Annotated in this window: 10 protein-coding genes and 1 pseudogene; 1 reads left to right on the forward strand and 10 read right to left on the reverse strand. The window is 60.1% G+C overall.

What is annotated here, in order from left to right; all coding sequences use genetic code 11:
* Positions 1 to 145: 145 nt before the first annotated feature.
* The 8 genes from H7B90_RS19055 to H7B90_RS19090 all read right to left on the reverse strand — a co-directional run bounded on the left by H7B90_RS19055 (position 146) and on the right by H7B90_RS19090 (position 13,330).
* Positions 146 to 1,762, reverse strand: a complete 1,617-nt coding sequence (locus H7B90_RS19055) for a response regulator transcription factor (RefSeq protein ID WP_185137466.1) — start codon at positions 1,760 to 1,762, stop codon at positions 146 to 148.
* A 3-nt stretch (positions 1,763 to 1,765) separates the two neighbouring features.
* Positions 1,766 to 3,505, reverse strand: a complete 1,740-nt coding sequence (locus tag H7B90_RS19060) for a sensor histidine kinase (protein ID WP_185137467.1) — start codon at positions 3,503 to 3,505, stop codon at positions 1,766 to 1,768.
* A 170-nt stretch (positions 3,506 to 3,675) separates the two neighbouring features.
* On the reverse strand, positions 3,676 to 5,964 hold the full coding sequence (locus H7B90_RS19065) for a glycoside hydrolase family 3 protein (RefSeq protein ID WP_185137468.1): 2,289 nt from the start codon (positions 5,962 to 5,964) through the stop codon (positions 3,676 to 3,678).
* A 723-nt stretch (positions 5,965 to 6,687) separates the two neighbouring features.
* Positions 6,688 to 8,427, reverse strand: coding sequence for a DUF5605 domain-containing protein (locus tag H7B90_RS19070; RefSeq protein WP_185137469.1), 1,740 nt, complete (start codon positions 8,425 to 8,427; stop codon positions 6,688 to 6,690).
* Positions 8,428 to 8,449: 22 nt separating this feature from the next.
* The gene (gene glpK, locus H7B90_RS19075; protein WP_185137470.1) at positions 8,450 to 10,009 is read right to left on the reverse strand and encodes a glycerol kinase GlpK; all 1,560 of its coding nucleotides are present in this window, start codon (positions 10,007 to 10,009) and stop codon (positions 8,450 to 8,452) included.
* A 13-nt stretch (positions 10,010 to 10,022) separates the two neighbouring features.
* On the reverse strand, positions 10,023 to 10,976 hold the full coding sequence (locus tag H7B90_RS19080) for a transketolase family protein (protein ID WP_185137488.1): 954 nt from the start codon (positions 10,974 to 10,976) through the stop codon (positions 10,023 to 10,025).
* 48 nt (positions 10,977 to 11,024) lie between these two features.
* Complete coding sequence (locus tag H7B90_RS19085; RefSeq protein ID WP_185137471.1) at positions 11,025 to 11,870, reverse strand: transketolase; 846 nt, start codon at positions 11,868 to 11,870, stop codon at positions 11,025 to 11,027.
* Positions 11,871 to 11,896: 26 nt separating this feature from the next.
* The gene (locus tag H7B90_RS19090) at positions 11,897 to 13,330 is read right to left on the reverse strand and encodes an L-fucose/L-arabinose isomerase family protein (RefSeq protein WP_185137472.1); all 1,434 of its coding nucleotides are present in this window, start codon (positions 13,328 to 13,330) and stop codon (positions 11,897 to 11,899) included.
* A gap of 369 nt (positions 13,331 to 13,699) precedes the next feature.
* Here H7B90_RS19090 and H7B90_RS19095 point away from each other — a divergent pair, with 369 nt between their 5' ends.
* A complete protein-coding gene (locus H7B90_RS19095) occupies positions 13,700 to 14,731 on the forward strand; it encodes a LacI family DNA-binding transcriptional regulator (RefSeq protein WP_185137473.1) in 1,032 nt (343 codons plus the stop codon).
* Between the two features lie 286 nt (positions 14,732 to 15,017).
* Here H7B90_RS19095 and H7B90_RS19100 read toward each other — a convergent pair whose 3' ends face one another.
* Together H7B90_RS19100 and H7B90_RS33840 are read right to left on the reverse strand one after the other, a co-directional pair.
* The gene (locus H7B90_RS19100; RefSeq protein ID WP_185137474.1) at positions 15,018 to 18,824 is read right to left on the reverse strand and encodes an S-layer homology domain-containing protein; all 3,807 of its coding nucleotides are present in this window, start codon (positions 18,822 to 18,824) and stop codon (positions 15,018 to 15,020) included.
* Between the two features lie 63 nt (positions 18,825 to 18,887).
* Positions 18,888 to 20,498 (reverse strand): annotated as a pseudogene (locus H7B90_RS33840) (DUF8202 domain-containing protein); the annotation flags it as partial.
* Positions 20,499 to 20,636: the final 138 nt, after the last annotated feature.

Below are 20,636 nucleotides of genomic sequence, written 5' to 3' on the forward strand. Positions count from 1 at the left end.
CCAGCCGAATTTTCTGATTTGTAAGCGTATTCAGTTGGATGCTCTTATTGTAAGAGGGGCGGACGCCGGGCACCTACCAAAAAAACGACTTTCGGCTTTCGATATTCCGACCACCTTCCGCCTCCGATTCTCGCTCCTTCCACCCTCAATGGCTCGTCCGGCTTCGGCGGTAATCCGCCGGGGTCATCCCGACCGCCTTCTTGAAAATCGTAGAGAAATAGCTCAGGTTCGAATATCCCGACGCGACGGCGATGTCGCCGACCGGCTGGTCCGACCGCTCCAGCAGCCCCTTCGCGTATTCGATCCGCTGCTGCTGCAGGTAGTCCGAGATCGACAGGCCGGTCTCCTTCTTGAACAGGCGCGTCAAGTAATCCGGGTTCAGATAGACGTGGCTGGCGATCTCCTCCCTCGACAGCTCCTGCTCCCCCAACTGCGAGGCGATAAACCGCTTGACCCGCTCGACGATCGGCAGGTTGTCGTCGTTGCAGTACAGCCGGTTGATCGCCACTTCGATGACGTACAGCGCCCACTCCCGGAACGAACGGACGGATTGGAGCGCCTCCTGAGGCTTCTTCGACAGCAGATTGTCCGCGAACACCTCGTTCGCCTGGAGCCCCTTCAATTGAAGCACGTAATAGACCATCTGCAGGAAGTCTTGGAAAATCCGGTGAAGCCTCGCCGCGTCCAGCTCGGCCTTGCCTTCCTCGAAGCGGCCGAGATAGCGCTCGATGTCGGCCGCGAGCCGGTCGCGGGCGCCCGCCTTCATCCACTCTCCCCACTCGCGGAGCGGCGGCGGGTCGAACGGCTGCCGGCTCTTCGGGATGTCGGTCCAGACGAGGGCCCGGTTGGAGGCCGTCACGTTGTCGGCGTCCGCCTTCTGCAGCTCCTTCAGCATGCCGGCCATCTCGTGGGGCGCCGTCGCCCGGCCGATATAGCAGCACAGATCGCAGTAGAAATACTGGCTGCAGGAGTCGATATAGTCCCGGCACTTGTCCTTCATCCATAGAATCGGGTCCTCCTCCGCTCCGTCCAGCGGGACGACGGCCAACAGAGCGCCAGCGCCGGTCGGCAGGACGGCCGCCTCGGCGTCGTTGCCGGTCAGCTTCTCTTCCGCGGCGTTCCGCAGGGCGTACTCCATGATCTTCTGTTCCCGCTGGGACAGGTCCTTGTTCCAGCGGCGGACCCGGACGTACACCGGCAGGAACCGCATCCGGGACGTATACGGCAGGTTGTGCTCCGCCGCGTGCTCGTCGATCTTGGCCGGAATGGACGGCACCGTCTGCTCGACGACGTCCCGCCAGAACCGCTCCTTGCGCAGCGGTCGGTGGGATTCCCACATCCGGGCGTACTTGCGGTGGATCTCCTCGAACGACTCGCGCTCGCGGTCCCCGCGGATCTTCCCGATCGCTCTCGTCAGCACCGACTCCAGCTCCTCGTAATCGACGGGCTTCAGAAGATAATCGAAGCTGCTCAGCTTGATCGCCTGCTTGGCGTAAGAGAAGTCGGAATGGCAGGTCAGGAACACCGTCTCCGTCCGGGGGTAACGCTCCCGCACCCAGGAGAGCAGCTCGAGCCCGGAGCCCTGCGGCATCTCGATGTCGCAGACCATGAGATCGACCGCCTCCGACTCGAATACCTCCTGGGCCTGCTTCAGGCTATGGGCCGTATGAACCTCGCCGATGTCCAGGCGGTCCCAGCGGACGCCCGCCTGGAGCCCTCTCACCGAATGAACCTCGTCGTCGACCAGCAGTATGCGATACATGGTTTACTCCCCTTTCGCTTCCGTCGGGATGCGGATCTCGACGGCGGCTCCCCCTTCCGGCTCGTTGAAGAAGCGGATGTCCGCGTTCCTCTTGTACAGCAGCCGAAGCCTTCTCTTGACATTCCAGATGCCGACGTTCTCGCCTTCCTCGCTGATCGCCTCTTCGTCGCTCTGCAGCTTGGCCAGCACTTCCTCCGGGTAGCCCGATCCCGAGTCCCCGATCCGGATAATCAGCCGCCCGGCCGGACCTTCCTCCGCCGACGCCCGCACGGCGATCTCCAGCATGCCGTCGAGATTGACCGCGTACTTGATCGAATTCTCGACGATCGTCTGAATGACGAGGGGCGGAATGCCGCTGTCCAGCAGCTCTTCGGGGGCTTCGATCCGGTACGACAGGTGGCCGGGAAAACGAAGCTGTTGAATGCGCAAATAATTGCGAGTATGGGCCAACTCGTCCCGCAGGGTGACGATGTAGGAATTGCTGCGGAACATGAACCGGAAGTAGGCGACGAGGCACTTGGTCATCTCCTGGATGACCGCGTAGTCCTTGACCGTCGCCAGATTGTAGATGATGTTCAGCGAATTGAGGAAGAAGTGGGGGTTGATCTGAAGCTGAAGATGCTTCAGCTCCGCCCTCTGGTGATTCAGCTTCTCCTCGTACACGTTGATCTTCAGGTCGCGGATCTCTCCGATCATCCGGTTGAACGTGGCGTTCATCATCTCGAATTCGGTCGACGTCGAATAGGGCTTCACTTGCGCCTGCCAGTTGCCGTCCTTCAGCTTGCGCATGGCGGAGATGATCCGCTGGATCGGCAGCAGGAACACTTTTCTCATGATGAACATGAACAGGATCAGGAAGCCGCAGGCGCCGATCGTAATCGCCGACGAGATCCGCTGGAGGTAGGGCAGCTTCTGAAGAATGGCGCTCTGCGGCACGAGGGCGATCAGGTGGAACTCCCCCTTGGCCGACGCCTCCCCCATGACGAGGTACGACCGCTCCCTTCCCGCGAGCGCGAACGATTCGGGATCGTAATGAAGGTCGATCTCTTCCTCGGCGACCTTGCCGGCCAGCTGCATCGGCTCGAGCTCGTTCGTCGCCAGCAGCGCTCCCCCGTCTTCCCCGAAGTCCATCAGGTGCAGCGGAGTCATCAGCTTGTCCGCGCTTACCCAAGCCCCGACGAAGACGTTCCCCGTGCGGACGAGATGATACAGGTAATAGCCGCTTCCCGAGTTCCAGACGTGCCACTTCTCGTAGTCGATGGCCGACAGGTCGCTCGCGAGCAGCTTGCGGATCTCGTCCTGAACGGCGGCCCGCTCCTCGAAGGTGGATCCGTAGTCGGAGCTGCCGGCCAACAGCGCGTCGTCGTTGGCTGCGGAGTACAGGAAGAACATGTCGATCGTCTTGTAGTATTCGATCTCGCTTTTCAAGTCGTTGTAAAGCCTTAGCTTGGCCAAGGAATATTCGTTCGTTCCCTTGTTGCCGGGATACTCCAGCTGGAGCAGGTCGGTGTTCCTCTCCGACAGGTTGAACAGGTAGTTGTCGATGTCGATCAGATTGGAATCGATCTGGTTCATATAGAGACTCAGGAGGTTTTTGTTCGATTGGGCGACCTGGTTGCGGACGACCTGGACGGAATAGTGGTCGTTGACGAGAATGACGACGATCAGCGGAACCATGAACAGCAGAATGGTCGCGAATAATTTGAAGCGCAAGGAATTCGTCACGGATCGCAGCTGTCTCATCGCATCTCCCCCTCGTCCCCGTTGCTCCCCGTCCCTTTATGCTATCACTCCCTGGCCGAAAAGGCACTCCGGTCCTATAGGACCGGGTGCCGAGTCATGGCTTGGACAGGGTCGCTTGTGCGGCGAGTCGAGGCCGGGAATTCCCGCCGCCTTCCGCCGCTCCTCCGCCCTTATCGCCGCTTGCCGTATCTCCGCGTCCGCTCGTCTTCGATGACGCCGGACCAGTTCAAGCCGTATCCGAAGTCGTAGACATGCCCTTCCTCGTCGACGTGGCACCGCATGTCGTGCGCGACGTCCTCGAGCTGCTCCTCGACCGTCCGCATGTCCGCCGGCATCTGCATCGGCAGCAGGCCGGACGGCTCGACCGCCCCCGTCAGCACCTCCAGAATCGCCTGGTCTTGGACGCCGAAGTTCGCGACGATGGCGTCGGCCTCCGCTTCGAACTCCGCCACGACGGCCGGGTTCGACAGCAGCAGCGAGACGACGACGGGCTTGCCCGCCATTCTTCTTCTCGTCTCCAGCACCGCGTCCAGATCGCTCTCGTTATGGGTCGCGACGGTCTTGCCCTTGTAGGACCGGTTGAGAACGTCGGTCTCGCGCGGGTCGCCGGCCAGGCTCGTCTCGCGGGCGAATTCCGCCGTGTACGGCCTGTACTGGAGGCTGATCGGGACGTACCCGTTCCCGCCGTTGTCGGCGTCCTCCTGGCTGTAGCCCCAGCCCGACTTCGGGCTGTCCGCGAACACGAGGCCGAAGTCCGCCTCCTCCGGATTGTCCGTCACGTTGAAGTATTTGCGCACGACGTCCAGGTTAACCGGAACTTCCAGCTTCTCCGGAGTCGGGTTGCCGAACCAGTCCTTCCCGGCGGGCGTGAACCGCTTCGGAACGTAGACCGTCTTCCGCCCTCGGATCGGAAGAACGGCGTTTTTGTTTTTGAGCAGGACTATCGACTTGAGCTGGGCTTCGTAGCCTTCCCGCATGAATTCCGGCTTGCCGACGACCGATGCGCTCTTCTCCGGATCGAGGTAGGGATTCTCGAAGAGGCCCAAGCGGAACATGTTCCTCAGCAGCCGGACGGCGGAACGCTCGAAGCGCGCCCGCATCGCCTCTTCCCCATGCTCGGCCACGCCCATCCGGTACGCTTCCAGCACCGGCTCAATCTCGTTGTTCCCGCCGAATTGGTCGACTCCGGCGAGCAGCGCCTTATAGTGGCGCTCGGCTACAGTCAGTCCTTCGACGCCCCAGCACTTGCCGCTCAGGAACGTGTCCTTGCTCGCGGTCTCGTCCGCGGTAATGAGCCAGTCGGTGCAGACGACCCCGTCGTAGCCGTACTTCTCGCGGAGCAGGTCTCCGATCAGGTAGGCGCTGTAGGAGTTGCCGACGTTCTCGCCGTTCGCGGGATCCTGGCCTACGGAGATCGTGTAATAAGGCATGACCGCGGAAGCCTCGCCCGTCCGGCCTTCCAGGCGGAACGCCCCTTCCGTGAACGGCTTCAGGTGCTCCTCGAAGTTCCCGCCCGGATAGACGGCGTACTTCCCGCAGCCGAAGTGCGCGTCGCGGCCGCCTTCGCCCGAGCCGCCGCCCGGCCAGTGCTTCACCATCGCGTTGACGCTGTCGTAGCCCCAGCCGCCGCGAATCTCCGCCTCGCCCTCGGACGTCTGGAAGCCGTCCACGTAAGCGCGGGCCAAGTCCGTCGCCAGCCGCGAATCCTCTCCGAACGTGCCGTTGAAGCGGAACCAGCGCGGGTCGGTCGCGATATCGATCTGCGGCGACAGCGCGGTGGCGAGGCCGAGAGCGCGATACTCCTTCGAGGCGATCTCGCCGAACTTGCGGGTGATCTCGGGGTCGAACGTCGCCGCGAGGCCGAGCGTCTCCGGCCACATCGAGATCCGGCCGCCGGAGCCGGCGTTGAACTCCGAGCTGGAGTCGGAGCCGTGCCGCGGGTCGGAGCTGTTGTTGGCTGGAATGCCGAGCCCCGTGCTCTCCGCGTAGGCCTGCACGAGGTTGTTCCACCGGGCGGCGACCTCCGGGCTCTCGACCGAGGTCACCAGGACGTGGCGCAGGTGATCCTTCGCCAGGAACTCGCGCTGCTCGTCCGTCAGCTCCCACGGCTTGGCGCCGCTCTCTTCGTAGGGCTTGCCGCCGTACGTGCTGGCGAACCAGCCCCGGCTCGACGCCGGAATCGATTGGTGGCGGCTGTACAGCATAAGGCCCGCGATCTGCTCGACGCTCATTCGGGACGCGAGGTCCTTCGCCCGCTCGTCGGCGGACAGCCTCCAGTCCTCATAGGGCTGCAGCGCCCCGTCTTTGTTCAGATCCTTGAACTTCAGGCCGTCCGCCTCCAGAATGTTCACTCCCGAAGAAGCGGAATACCCCAGCGTCGGCCCGTTCGGATTGGCGACGTACCGGATGTCGTCGGTCCTCTCCCGCTCTCGTTCGGTCGTCTTCGTCTGCTCGCTCATCGCCTGCGTTCCTCCTTCTGCGCGCGGGCTCGGATGCCCGTCGCGAACTGGTTCCGTCGAACTCTATTCCTCACCCCCTCATTGTAAGCGCATTCCGAAAGGGCCGCTCACCAGGAATACGACCAATCGCTTACGTTTTTCCGACTTTCGATGGGATGCCGCGGCCGAACGGAAGGGCTTCGCGCGTCAGGACGCGGCACAGGGTCGTAGTGTCCATCCGTCCGTTGCATTTGAAAACGACGGATGTCCAAATCGCTAACGCAACCGATCCCGGGATATTTCGATTCGTACTGGCGTATGAAAAATCGTATAGAATTCGCCTTAAGAAGGGGCACGGTTTAGTTTGTGTGAAAAATCATACAGATTTTACCTTATGGCGACGTATTGCTTATGTTTTATGTGATAAATCATACAGATTCCAGCCATTTGCATTTATTTCGACGATTTTATTCGAAAAATCACACTCGTGAAACCGCCAGCCTATAGATCCGGCAGGGTCCAAGCTATGCAAAGATGCCGACCTGAACAAGAAAAACGAGGTCTGTATGTGAATGGGACAAAGAGGATGCCCCATAAGAGACAGCCCTTCGCACGGGACTGCGGGAAGGGGAAGAGAAAAGACGAACGCTCCGAATGCACGGAGCGTTCGCCTTTGTCGGCGCGTTGCGGGACCGGGTCCTCAGGCGTCGATTCGCCTCATCCCGCTCCCCATGTCGCGGATTCTCAGGCTTTGATCAGCCGGACCGCGATATATTGCCTGCCCGGCAGCTCGACGCGGAAGCTGCCTTCGAACGTGCCGTCCAGCCGGTCGACGGTCATGTTCCACGTGTCGATGACGTCGACCGTATACCGGTCGCCGGCCCGCAGGTTGAAGTCCCGGTACGCGGGTTGGTTGAACCCGAAGTAGTAGATCAAATACTCCCCGACGGCGCCCGCGACCGGAACGTCCCAATCGAACCCCGAAGCCTTGACCGGATTCCACCCTTCCGCCGGCCCTTCCTCCTGAATCCGGCGCAGGAACGCGATCCTCTCCGGGCTCGTGCCGCGAAGCTCGCCGCCTTTGGACCACCAGAGAATGTCGTCCGGGTCCACGTACGTCTCGCCGTGCCCGACGTAGCCGCCGCGAACGGCTCCTTCCCAGAAGCGCCGCGTCATCTCCTCGCCGGTGATGTTGCCCCAGCCGACGCCGATGTTGCCTTCGTACGCGCACTCGTCGATGACGACCGGCTTGTTCCACTCCTTGCGCCATTCGTCCGTATACTCGGAGGTGCGATAGACGTCCTGGCGCTGGATGCTGGAATGGGTAATCCAAGGGCGGCCATGGTCGTAGAACGGCCCGCAGTTATGGATCGAGGTCAGGTGCCCGTACGGATCGTTCCCCGTCACGAGGCTGCCGAAGCGCTCCCAATCCTCCTCTTCCTTCTGCCACATCAGATCGTACTCGTTCGCGAGCGACCACCACACGTTCCGGAATGCCGCCAGCCGCGCCGTGACGTAACGCAGATAGCGATCGTCCGCGGCGCGCCCCATCTCGGAGAAGCCCCAACGGTCGTACGCGTGGAAAAGAATCAGGTCGGCCTCGACGCCCAGACGTCCGAGGTCTTGAATGCGGCGTTCGAGGTGCCGGAAAAACGCCGGGTTGAACCGCTTGTAATCCCACCCGCTCTCGAGCGAGCCCTCGTAAGGGTAGTGCTCCGGCTCGTTCTCGTTGAACAGGTACGACTTGGGGAACACGCACATCCGCATCTTGTTGAACGGCGAAGACGCCAGCGTCTTCAAGGTCCGCTCTTCCAGCTCTTCTCCCTGATGGTTCCAGACGTAGCACGTCGTGCCGAACGGCAGGTAAGCCGTTCCGTCTTCGTAAGCGAAGTGGAACGTGTTCTTCACGCGCACCGGCCCATGGTTGCCTTCCGACGCGGCGGCGGCCGAGAACCGGCCTTCGATGCCGTCGAGCGAGCGGGCGTTGCTCTTCATCCGGTACGTCCATTCGCCTTCCGCGTCCGGCATGAACCGGATGCGATAGACGCCGTCTCCGTCATAGAAGCCCGCCGCGCGAACCGTCCGGCCCTCGCGCGAGAATTCGGCGCCCAGCTCCACGTCGACGAACGGATTGCCGTGCTTAGGGCCCTGAAGCTCGATCTCGAATACGCCCCACCGCTCCGCCTCCTGCGGCGCGCGAACGGAGGCGGACGCTCGCGGCACGGATTCGGGCTCGTACTCCGGCGACGGGGCAGGGTCCGCTTCCTCTTCGGGAAGCTCCCGAACCTGCGCCAATTCCCGGCGAAGGGAATCGCGCTTCTCGTCCGATTCCAGCGAATCGAAGAGAGCCTTCAGAGGCTGAAGCTTCCGGAATTGGATCGTAAAGTGATGATCTTGCAGCGAAGCGTCGTAGCGGCCCAGAATCGCCCTGGCTTCGGGATTCTGCAGCAGCTTGCCAAGCTTCGTCTCTTCGGCAACGTTCATGGACAGGTTCCTCCTCGTCTTCTTATAGAGTCTGCGCTTGCACTGGCTCTTCTTGCGAGCCGTCCGCCCGCGGTTCCCGGATCGACGGCCCGATGACCGAAGCCACCGCCCGCTTCCAGCCGGAATAGTGATTCTCCCTCTCCTCAAGCGCCATAACGGGCGCATAAGAGCGGTACTTGCGCCCGGTCTCGCGAACCAGCCTGTCGAGCGACGGCCAGAAGCCGGTTCCGAGTCCTCCGAGATAGGCCGACCCGAGCGCGGACAGCTCCGCCGCCTCGGACTTGTCGACGGTCCGGCCGAGCAAGTCCGCCTGGAATTGCATGAGGACCGCGTTGTCCGTGGCGCCTCCGTCAGCCCGCAGCTCCTTGAGAGCGATGCCGGATTCGGCCTCGAGCAGTTCGACGGCGTCCCTCACCTGGTAGGCGATGCTCTCGATCGCGGCCCGGACGATGTGGGCCCGTCCCGTCCCCCGGTTCATCCCGACGAGCGCCGCCCGCGCGTCCGGCCGCCAATAGGGAGCGCCGAGCCCGACGAACGCCGGCACGAGGTAAACGCCTTCATTATGCGGCGCTTCGGCGAGCAGCCGCTCCAGCTCGCCCATGTCCGCGAACAGGCCGAGATTGTCGCGCACCCACTTGATCGTATCGCCGGACGTGCGGATGATCGCCTCCAAGGCGTAGGCCGCCTTGCCGCCGAGCCCCCAGGCGATCGCCTGCACCAATCCTTCGCCGGCCGGCGCCGGGCGGTCGCCGACGTTCATGAGCACGGACGTGCCGGTGCCGTACGTCGCCTTGGCCGCTCCGGGCTCCAGGCATAAGTTGCCGAACAGCGCCGCCTGGGAATCGCCGATAACGCCGGAGATCGGCACCCTCGCGTCCCCGAACAGGTCGGGGTCCTCCGTGACGCCGTAGACGGCGTCGCTGGACAGGACGGAGGGCAGCAGCGACTCGGGAACGCCGAACCGCTCGCACAGGCCGGAATCCCACTTCAACGCATGGATATCGAACAACGAGGTCCGGCTCGCGTTGGTGTAGTCCGTGGCGTGAACCCGGCCGCCCGTCAGCTTCCAGACGAGCCAGCTGTCGATCGTGCCGGCCAGCAGCCCTCTTTCCTCCAGCTTCCGCCTTGCGCCTTCCGTATGGTCCAGCATCCAGCGCCACTTCGACGCCGAGAAGTAGGGATCGAGCAGAAGTCCCGTCCGTTCCCGGACCTCTCCCTCGAAGCCCTGCTCCCTCAGCTTCTCGCAGAAGCCGGCCGTCCGTTGGCATTGCCATACAATCGCATTATACACCGGAAGGCCGGTGGAGCGATCCCACAGGACCGCCGTCTCCCGCTGGTTGGTCACCGTCAGCGCGGCCAGGCTCCCGGGACCGATGCCCGCCGCTTCGAGCGCTAGCCGGGCCGCCTTCTTCACGTTCTCGTAGATCTCCAGCGGATCGTGCTCCACCCATCCGGCGCGCGGATAGATCTGCCGGTGCTCGAGCGAAGCGCGGGCGACGACCGCCCCCCGGCGGTCGATGACGAGCGCCTTCGTGCCCGACGTGCTCTGATCGACGGCCAGCACATAGTCCTTCGTCGCCATGTTTGAGGCTCCTCTACCGGCCGAGCAGCTCGTGCGCGATCTGCTTCAGATGCCCCGCGCTGATGCCGTAATGCTCGAACACTTCCGACGTTTTGCCCGCGATGGCCGGCTCGTCCGGGATGCCGACGATGCGCATCGGCACCGGCCGGCGCTGCACGACGACCTCCGCCACGGCCGCTCCCAGGCCGCCGTGAATGCTGTGCTCCTCGACGGTGATGAGATGCCCCGTCTCGGTCGCCGCGCGGACGATCGCTTCCTCGTCCAGCGGCTTGATCGTATGCATGTTGAGGACGCGGCAGGAGACGCCCTCTTCGGCCAGCGCTTCGGCGGCATCCAAGGCGACGCGCACCGTCTCGCCGGCCGCGACGATCGTCAGATCCGTCCCTTCGCGCATCGTGACCGCCTTGCCGATCTCGAACTCGTATTCGTCGGATTCGTACACGTCCTCGACCGGGTTGCGGCCGATCCGGACGTAGACGCCGCCTTCATAGCCGACGAGCGCTTCCGTCATCCGCTTCGTCTCGTGCCGGTCGGCGGGCAGGACGACTGCCAGCCCGGGAATGGCGCGCGCCACGGCGATGTCCTGTACCGAGTGGTGCGACATGCCGAGCGCGCCGTAGCTGATGCCGCCGCTGATGCCGACCAGCTTCACGTTCGTGCCGGAGTAGGCGACGTCGACCTTGATCTGCTCGATGCTCCGCATGCTCAGGAAGCACGCCGGCGACGTCACGAACGGCTTCTTCCCGCTGTGGGCGAGTCCCGCCGCGATGCCGACGATGTTCTGCTCCGCGATGCCGACCTCGACGAACTGCTCGGGGAATTCCTTCGCGAACGGCGCCATCGCCGCCGAGCCGCGGGAATCGCTGGCGAGCACCGTGATGGCGCGGTCCTCTCTGGCGAGCTCCGAGAGCGTCTCGCAGATGACTTGGCGGTTGGGGATCTTGTTCGCCGGCTTCTTCGTCCCCATCGGCTTCGCATTTATCGAATTCGAATCCATAGGCTTCGCGTTCATCCGTTATCGCACCTGCCCTTCCTGCTTCCAGGCCTCGGCGGCCGCGGACAGCTCCGCCAGCGCCTGGGCCAGCTCTTCGTCGTTCGGCACGTGGTGGTGCCAATGCGGGACGTTCTCGGCGAACGAGACGCCTTTGCCCTTCACCGTGTTCGCCATAACGAGCGTCGGCTTGCCCGCGGCGGCCGGAGCCTCCTCGAAGACCCGCACCAGCTCGTCAACGTCGTTGCCGTCGACGGAGACGACGTGCCAGCCGAACGCGGCCCACTTCTCCTCGAGCGGCTCCAGTCCCATGACGTCCTCGGTCGAGCCGCTGATCTGCAGCCGATTGCGGTCGATGATGCCGACGAGGTTATCCAGCTTGTAATGCGCTCCCGCCATCGCGGCTTCCCAGACGGAGCCTTCGGCTTGCTCCCCGTCTCCCATCAGGCAGAAAACGCGATAGCCCCTGCCGTCCCGCTTGGCGGCCAGCGCCATGCCGACGGAGATCGCGAGGCCGTGCCCGAGGGCGCCCGTGTTCATCTCGATGCCGGGAACCTTGTTGTTCGGGTGCCCGATGAGCCGGGTGCCGAATTGGCTGAACGTCTTCAGCTCTTCTTTCGGGAAGAAGCCGAGGTCCGCGAGGATGCACCAGAGAGACTCGACCGAATGCCCTTTGCTGGCGATGAAGCGGTCCCGATCCTCCCACTTGGGACGGGCCGGGTCGATGTTCATGACGCGATAATAGAGTGCGGTCAAAATGTCGGTGTTGCTGAGCGAACCCCCGGTATGCCCGGTCTTCGCCCCGTGAATCATCCGAAGCAGATCCATTCGGATCTGGGCTGCCTTGATTTTCAACTCGGCGCTGTTCATGAGGATTCCTCCTTCGGTCGTCGCGCTCACAGGCCCGCACCGCGAAGCCAGGCCCGAATCTCGTTCTCGGTCGGGTCGACGGGGTCCGGGGTCAGCCCCGGAATATAATTGCACGCCTCATAGATCGCGGGAATCGCGTTCGCGTGGATGCCGACGGCGTGATGCACGTACGGTCCCTTGACGAGCTTCTCCTCCCACAGAGGCCAGTCGTTCACTTCCACCCAGACGTAGGAGCCGCGGGTGTACGGACCCTGAATGCCCTTCGCTTTGCCCAGGAAAATCGAATACTCCCCATGGTCCCCGTCGAACCGGGCCAGCGTCATGTCGCCGCCGCGGATCTCGCCCTCGTGCGTGCCCGGAGCGTGGTCGTCGAACAGGAAGTGCTTGCGCAGCTTCGGCTTCTCCTCCACGCTGAGCGACACCGGGAAGTTGCCGCAATGGAACAGCAGCTCTCCGTTCGGGTTGTCGGGGTGGCGGATCGTCAGGTCGGCGAAGAACGTCGGAGCCGTGTTCATCGTGGCCGCCTGCACCATCACCGAGGTGATCGCCCCATGGATGTCCGTCTCGCAGGTGACCGGAATTTGCTCGTCCGTCAGAATCGCGTTCGCGAGGCAGGGCATGATGCCCATCGCGTCCTGCAGGGAGGACCAGCACTGGATGGCGATGGCCGTGCAGTTGTTGTTGACCGCGTATTGCTTCATCGCGACCTTGAGCGAGGCGATCCTGAGGACGTCCTCTTCGGTCACTTCGGAGTAATCCAGCTTCTCCTTGATGTAGTCGATCGCCGCGGCGAGCTCCGAGCTGTTGCCGGTCTCGATCCGCTTGGCGGCGCGCTGAATGTCCACGAGCGTGATCGGATGCAGCTCGATGCCGAACCTCTCCAGCAGCTCCCCCTCGTTGCAGATCATCGTCCAGAACGACGTCGGGCGCGGGCCGATCTGCAGAATTCGGAGCGACTTGAACGCCTTGACGACGTTCGCCGCCGCGACGAAGTTCGTGAAGCCGCGCTCGAACACGGGATCGTCCACCCGGGAGTTCGTGATGTAGGTGAACGGGACGTTAAACCGGCGCAGCACCTTGCCCGTCGCGAACAAGCCGCATTGGGTGTCGCGCAGCCGCATGCCGTCCTCGAGCGGAGCCTCGTCCCGCGGCCCCCACAGCAGCGTCGGCTTGCCGATCGCCTTGGCGACCCGGGCGACCGTGTCTTCCGTTCCGAAGTTGCAATGCGGGAAGAAGACGGCGTCCACCCGCTCGTCCTGGAACCGGCGGGCGATGGCGTCCGCGTTGATGTGGTCGTCGTACAGCAGACCTTCCTGGTTCAATCCTTCGAGATCCACGATCTCGATGTCCATGCCGAACGACTCCATCTTCTGCCGGATCAGCACCTTGTATTTGTAAGCGTCTTCGGCGCTGAACGTAAATCGACGGGTCGGAGCGTATCCGAGCTTCAATCTCGCCACGTTGAGTTCCCCCTGCCAGATGTTGTTGACTTCGCCTTCATCGTAGCACCGAAGAATAAACCCGTCAATAAATTTGTTTAGTTATTTTTATAAATTATTTTATTTAACTGGGCATAAGATTTAGGGCATGGTCTTTCTAAAAACGGGATTTAATGCGATAATAGAGGGGATCGCGGACGCTAAACGCAACGCGTGACGAATCGCATAAGAACGAGGCATCGGACGGTTCGGGAAAAGAAGGGGACTAAACTGGGCGTTCCGTTTCCCGATTAATCGCGGGCGGGGCCTGCGCATCGAATTCGGTGTCTTTTTTCGAATATTCCTTGATTCCATTAACTAAACTATTTTAGTCGGATAGGTGTGTACGTGATGAAGATCGAAGATATCGCCAAGCTGGCCAACGTCTCCAAGTCGGCCGTCTCTCTCGCGCTCAACGGCAAGCCGGGCGTCAGCTCCGAGACCCGCGACCGGATTCTGAAGATCGTGCAGGATACGGGCTACATTCAGCGCTCCCAGCTTCATGCGCAGCAGGTGTTCCGCGGCAACAAGTTCCTGCGGCTGGCCGCCCTGACCAATTCGGGCATCGTGCTGGACGAATACGAGAAGCAGCCGTTCTTCACGGAATTGATTCGGCATATCGAGGACCAATGCAGCTCTTACGGCTACTCGCTGCTCTTCTCCTCTATTCAAGGGGACCAGCTGGCCGGGGAGATCGGACGCCTCGAGTCGGATTACGAAGCGAGCGGCTTGATCCTTCTCGGGACGAACCTGACGAGGGAGCAAGTGTCGCTCGTCTCCGGCCACGTCCGCAACCTGGTCGTGCTGGACACATGCTACGAATCGCTGGCCGCCGACTTCGTCGTTATGAACAACTTCATGGGCGGTTACCAGGCGGCTTCCCACCTGATCGGGCTCGGCCATCGGGACATCGGCTACGTGCAGTCCAAGAGCCGCATGTACAACTTCGACGCGCGTCGGCGCGGGTTCGACGCGGCGCTCGAAGAGCACAGCCTCACGGTGCGGAAGGAGCACCTGTTCACGCTGGCGCCGACCGTCGTCTCCTCGCAGGAGGAATTCGTCCAAGGCTGGACTCGCCTCGGCGATAGCCGGCCGACCGCCCTGTTCTGCGAGTGCGACTACATGGCGATCAGCGTCATCAAGTCGGCGCACGAGCTCGGCGTCCGGGTGCCGGACGAGCTGTCCGTCGTCGGCTTCGACGACATCGCCGAGGCCGAAGTCATCACGCCGGAGCTGACGACCATCCACGTCGAGAAGGAGAAGATCGCCGCTCTCGCGGTCGAGCGGCTCGTCCGGCTCGCCGAGAACGAGGGCAGCCCCCTTCACCTGAAGACGCTCGTCGACACGACGCTGGTGGAGCGCAAGTCGACGCGGGCGCTGTGACAAGAGCGAGACCCAGAGCGAAGCCGACCGCCCCATTCGCGTTCAGACTTGCTATTCCGGGATCTTCCCGATTTCGATGGGGTGGGAATGCGGCTAACGAATCGAGGAGACGCTATTCGGCCCAAAATCAGCGATTTTCGTTTCTAACGAATCGTATAGACGCTATTTGTGCCGGAGGCCTGTTTTTCCCCTGAACCGAAGTCCTGAGATTGGGATGGGAGCGATGGCCTTCGACAGAAAAAAATCACCCCCGACCCACGTTTTCGTGAGTTGGGGGTGATTGCGTTTATTGGACGATCGTTTCGCCGCCTTCGGCGCGGCTAGTGTAATCGTGGTCCTTGGACGCTTCCTCGATCTGATAGAACGCCCAGTGGCTCATCGGGACGTCGGACCAGGTCGGTTCCGTCATGCCGTACAACGGACCTCTTCCCAGCACTCGGTTAAAGACGGTTACGCCTTCGGCGCGAGTCAACACCTTGTTCGGCTGGAAGCTGCCGTCCGGCATGCCTTCCATGTAACCGGCTTTGAATGCCCGGCCGATCGCTTCCGCTCCCCAATGCCCTGCGACATCGTTGAAGCTGTTATCGGCCGCACCTTCAAGCCCTTTCCAGCGAGCGATAATGGTAGCCATCTCCGCCCGAGTGATTACTTGTTCCGGCTTGAAGCTTCCGTCCGGCATTCCGATCATCAGGCCCGCTGCGGTCACCTGACGAATCGCTTCCGCCGCCCAATGCTTGGACGATACGTCCGGGAAGCTCGGAGCGGTTCCCGTCTCCTTCAGTTCAAGCACGCGATACAGAATCATCGCCACTTGCGCCCGAGTCATCGAGACGGCCGGGCCGAACGTTCCGTCCGGAAGACCGACGATGTACGCTTTGTGGCTTGCCGCGTTGTCCGGGTTCTCCACGTTCAGGATCGTGAACGTGCTGAACTTGTCGATCGTGAAGGACAAGCCCAATTTGCCATCGCTATACGTGCCGATCTCCGGCTTCACCAGTTCGCGATCCCCGTCGCTATGCTCGATGAAGACGACCAGCTTCGACAGATACGCTTCTCTTGCCTTCGCTTCCGTCGGCACGTGGCCGGCGTTCATCGGCAAGGTGATCTTCACCTTGCGGCTCGTCATGTTCGTCTCGATCGTCATCGGACGATCGACGACGTACACATTGTTATTTTGCATCATTTCCCGTACGATCTGTTCCGTCCTTGCGCGCTCTTCGACTTGCTTGCGCTCTTCTTCCTTCTTGATCGGAACCAGATGGAAGTAGAGGTTCGGATTCAGATCGGAGAGCGACGAATTCGGGATCGTGACCATACCGTTGTCCGTGTAGATCTCCAGATCCAGCCTCGCATCCTTCACGGCTTTCAATGCCGCATCCGGCAGATCAACCCGTACGTCCTTGACTTCGTCTTTCTCGTCCGGAATGACGACACGAACCGCCGGCGACTTGGCTGCCAGCGTCTTCTCGACGGCTTCGAGCGCTCTGGCCGTTTCGAAGGTTACGAGATCGCTCTTCGTACCGTCGTTGTTAGACGTTCTCTCGATTTCCGTTTGCGCGACAACGCCATGTCCGGTCGCTTCTACATCTACCGTGATCTTCTCAACAGTCGGAGCAGGAGCGGAACCGCCGCCGGTGCTCTTTTTGCGCGTTACGATGACGGTGTACGTTTTCTCGCTGCCATCCTGTTCTTTGACGACAATGGTAACGATGTTGTCGCCGACATTCAGGCTAATCGGCCCGCTGGCCTGCCCGCTTGGGACAGCCTTCCCGTTCACCGTAATCGCCGCGCCCGGATTAGCGGCAGTCATCGTGAATTGAAGCTCCTTGACGCTGTTGCTTACCGTCATGGAGTAACTGTAGACTCCGGCTGAGAAATTCGGCTCCAGCGTTCCCTTCGACGGAACGAGGGATTGCAGGCCGCCAACGTTGCCGGATTTCGGCGTCAGAGCTTCTCTTGCCGCTTGCAGGGCTTTCTGCGCCGCGTCCACTTGCTCTTGCGTCGCTGCTTCGTTAGCCAGCACTTCTTTTGCTTTTGCCAACTCTGCCTGGTACTTCGTCCAGCTGTCGGCCGTGTACTCCGATTCGTTCAAGCCTGCCGAACGGTCGACTTCGGTTTGCAAGGCTGTTTTGTCGACGACAGGCTTATTCGTGTAATTCACCGGGTTCGACGACGCGGAATCCGTGTAGGCCGGATCGTTCGACTTCGCCTTCACCGTTACCGAATACGTGCCTGACACCAACGACGAATCCAGCTTCGACAGGTCGATCGTCGGGTCCGTTACGGTTACCGTGATCGGCGTCCCGTTCTCCGGGGCAATCGTCACTTCATACTTGTCCGCATGCTCGACCGCATTCCACGTTACCGTATCGCCAGTCAGCGTGATGACCGGCGGGGTCAACGACATCGGCGGAGTTGTCGGTTCTTCGACGGTGTACGTCACTGCGTTCGACGCATCCGATTCCGTGTAGGCCGGATCGTTCGACTTCGCCTTCACCGTTACCGAATACGTGCCTGGCACCAACGACGGATCCAGCTTCGACAGGTCGATCGTCGGGTCCGTTACGGTTACCGTGATCGGCGTCCCGTTCGCCGGGGTAATCGTCACTTCATACTTGTCCGCATGCTCGACCGCATTCCACGTGACCACATCGCCAGTCAGCGCGATGACCGGCTTGGTCAATTGGGTCGGCGGTGTTGTCGGTTCTTCGACGGTGTACGTCACTGCGTTCGACGCATCCGATTCCGTGTAGGCCGGATCGTTCGACTTCGCCTTCACCGTTACCGAATACGTGCCCGGCTCCAACGACGAATCCAGCTTCGACAGGTCGATCGTCGGGTCCGTTACGGTTACCGTGATCGGCGTCCCGTTCTCCGGGGCAATCGTCACTTCATACTTGTCCGCGTGCTCAACCGCATTCCACGTTACCGTATCGCCAGTCAGCGCGATGACCGGCGGGGTCAACGACGTCGACGGAGTTGTCGGTTCTTCGACGGTGTACGTCACTGCGTTCGATGCATCCGATTCCGTGTAGGCCGGATCGTTCGACTTGGCCTTCACCGTTACCGAATACGTGCCTGGCACCAACGACGGATCCACCTTCGACAGGTCGACCGTCGGGTCCGTTACGGTTACCGTGATCGGCGCCCCATTGTCTGGAGTAATCGTTACTTCATACTTGTCCGCATGATCGACCGTATTCCACGTTACCACATCGCCACTCAGCGTGATATCCGGCTTGGTCAATTGCGTCGGCGGAGTTGTCGGTTCTTCGACGGTGTACTTCACCGGGTTCGACGGTTCGGAATCTGTGTAGCCCGCTTGTTCCGTCTTCGCCGTTACGATCACCTGATAAGTGCCCGGTACCAGTGACGGATCCAGCTTCGACAGGTCGATCGTCGGGTCCGTTACGGTTACCGTGATCGGCGTCCCATTGTCCGGGGTAATCGTCACTTCATATTTCTCCGCATGTTCGACCGCATTCCACGTTACCACATCGCCACTCAGCGTGATATCCGGCTTGGTCAATTGGGTCGGCGGAGTTGTCGGTTCTTCGACGGTGTACGTCACTGCGTTCGATGCATCCGATTCCGTGTAGGCCGGATCGTTCGACTTCGCCTTCACCGTTACCGAATACGTGCCCGGCTCCAGGGTCGGATCCAGCTTCGACAGGTCGATCGTCGGGTCCGTTACGGTAACCGTGATCGGCGTCCCATTGTCCGGGGTAATCGTCACTTCATACTTGTCCGCATGCTCGACCGCATTCCACGTTACCACATCGCCACTCAGCGTGATATCCGGCTTGGTCAATTGGGTCGGCGGAGTTGTCGGTTCTTCGACGGTGTACGTCACTGCGTTCGATGCATCCGATTCCGTGTAGGCCGGATCGTTCGACTTCGCCTTCACCGTTACCGAATACGTGCCCGGCTCCAGGGTCGGATCCAGCTTTGACAGGTCGATCGTCGGGTCCGTTACGGTAACCGTGATCGGCGTCCCATTCTCCGGGGTAATCGTCACTTCATACTTGTCCGCATGATCGACCGCATTCCACGTTACCACACTGCCAGTCAGCGTAATGTCTGGCTTGGTCAACGGAGTACTTATCTGTTTCGCGAATGTAAAAGTTGCTTCATTTGCTAGCTCACTGCTGTTCAACGTTACTTGCCCAGAAGCATCTAGCTTTTTAACTGTTGCGTGATCGATGAGCAAATAGTAGTTCTTGCCACTCTCAACACCATCTAGTTGCAAAGTAATCTCGTCATCTGACCAATTCGTTTTCTCTACCTTAAAGTCGCGCGTCATGTGGTACAAATTACTAGGAGCACCTACTACAGCAACCGGTTGGTCATAGATCGTGCTGCCATTATCATCACTAAACGCGAAGAACGAGATATTTTTCCAAATCCTATTTCTGTTTTCTGCATTAGAGACAGCTACATGATCACCAAGCGCAATGGTTACAAGGCCATCTTTATCCGCCGATTTCGATTGTTTTTGGTAAAGTCCGCTTTTATCGTCGCGTCCAATACCCGTAATGCGACTGCCATAACCCGTGTTACTATCCTTAGACCACATCGTGGTTGTTCCGTCACTGGCTACATAATCGGTTGGACTACTATTACTGGCAATACCAGTTTTTAGCGTTACCCCATATTTGAATGCAAGATAACTGTTTATCTGATCCATTTCATTGTCAGTCAACGTTTTACTATCATCAAAAACGATTAATTCCGAAACATGTCCTATTAGTGGGAACCCACCATTACTACTCTCCCCCAGTATTAACTTGCTAGCTGCCAATTGGTCTGAGAAGCTCGAATTTACACCATTGGTTACGCCATTCTCCCAAGCTGTTTGTCTTTGAGGAGAAGCCGCCAATAACCTTAAACTATCGGAAATTCGATCCTTTGGTCCATTTAACTGATAATTAGGATTAACTGGAGTGGCGTTTATACTCGTATAGATACTAAGAGTCTGGGCAGTGTCTTGACCAAAAAACATTTGGACTTGTTGCGTTCCAGTCGGCACAGTGGAAAATACAGTAGTTCTTGTGGCATTATGTTTGGCTATACCGAAAATCTCCTGTACCTTCATTAGCGTACTATTATCGCCAGCCATCTTTCCGTTGCCATCGAATTGAACTGTAGGGTTGAAATTCGCAAGACTGTTATTAAGTATTACACCGTTTTTGGAGCTGTCAGTCGTGAATACTTTACCGGTCGTCTGATCCGTCCAAGCGGTAACTTTGCCGTCTGAACCGATTTGTACATCATCGCTCGCCTTTAACCACAAAGCCGCACCTTCTACCCCGCCTGGAGCCGGCGCGCCATTTTCAACTGATTGCCATATCAATTTATTACCTTCACCGTAAACGGCAAAAAGAAGAGGATTGTTGTCGGCAATCAACTTCTCCAGCCCCGCCAAACCGGCTTCGGCAGCTATTCCAAACTGACTCCCCGCAGTCATACGTCCTTGCGCGGTTATACCCGCTTCTCCGGTAAAGTCACCGTCTAGAGTAAGAAACGAACTAGTGTTTTGCAGATTAACGTTTAGCTCCATTTGGGGGTTCGATTCATTTATCGGATTCCCCGTGATACGTGCTGCGCCCGAAATTTTGAGCTGTCCTCCCGGGAGGACATAAACTCCTCCGCCACCGCCAATATTGCCAGTAATTCGACCTCCGGTCATACTGAATGTTGCACCATTTTCAATGTAGACTGCGCCATTATTCAAACTCTTGTTACCTGCAATTTCTCCGCCAGTCATCTCTACGACCGCTTTACTAGTACCGCTGAGATAGACTGCGCTTCCTGGAAGGCCAGACTGAAGATGATTGTTACGTAAAATAGCGCCTTCTTCAATGATCAGTTTTGCTGCATAGACATTAACCTGAATTACGAAAGC

It is taken from the genome of Cohnella xylanilytica, from assembly GCF_014212175.1.
Taxonomy (GTDB): Bacteria; Bacillota; Bacilli; order Paenibacillales; family Paenibacillaceae; genus Cohnella; species Cohnella xylanilytica.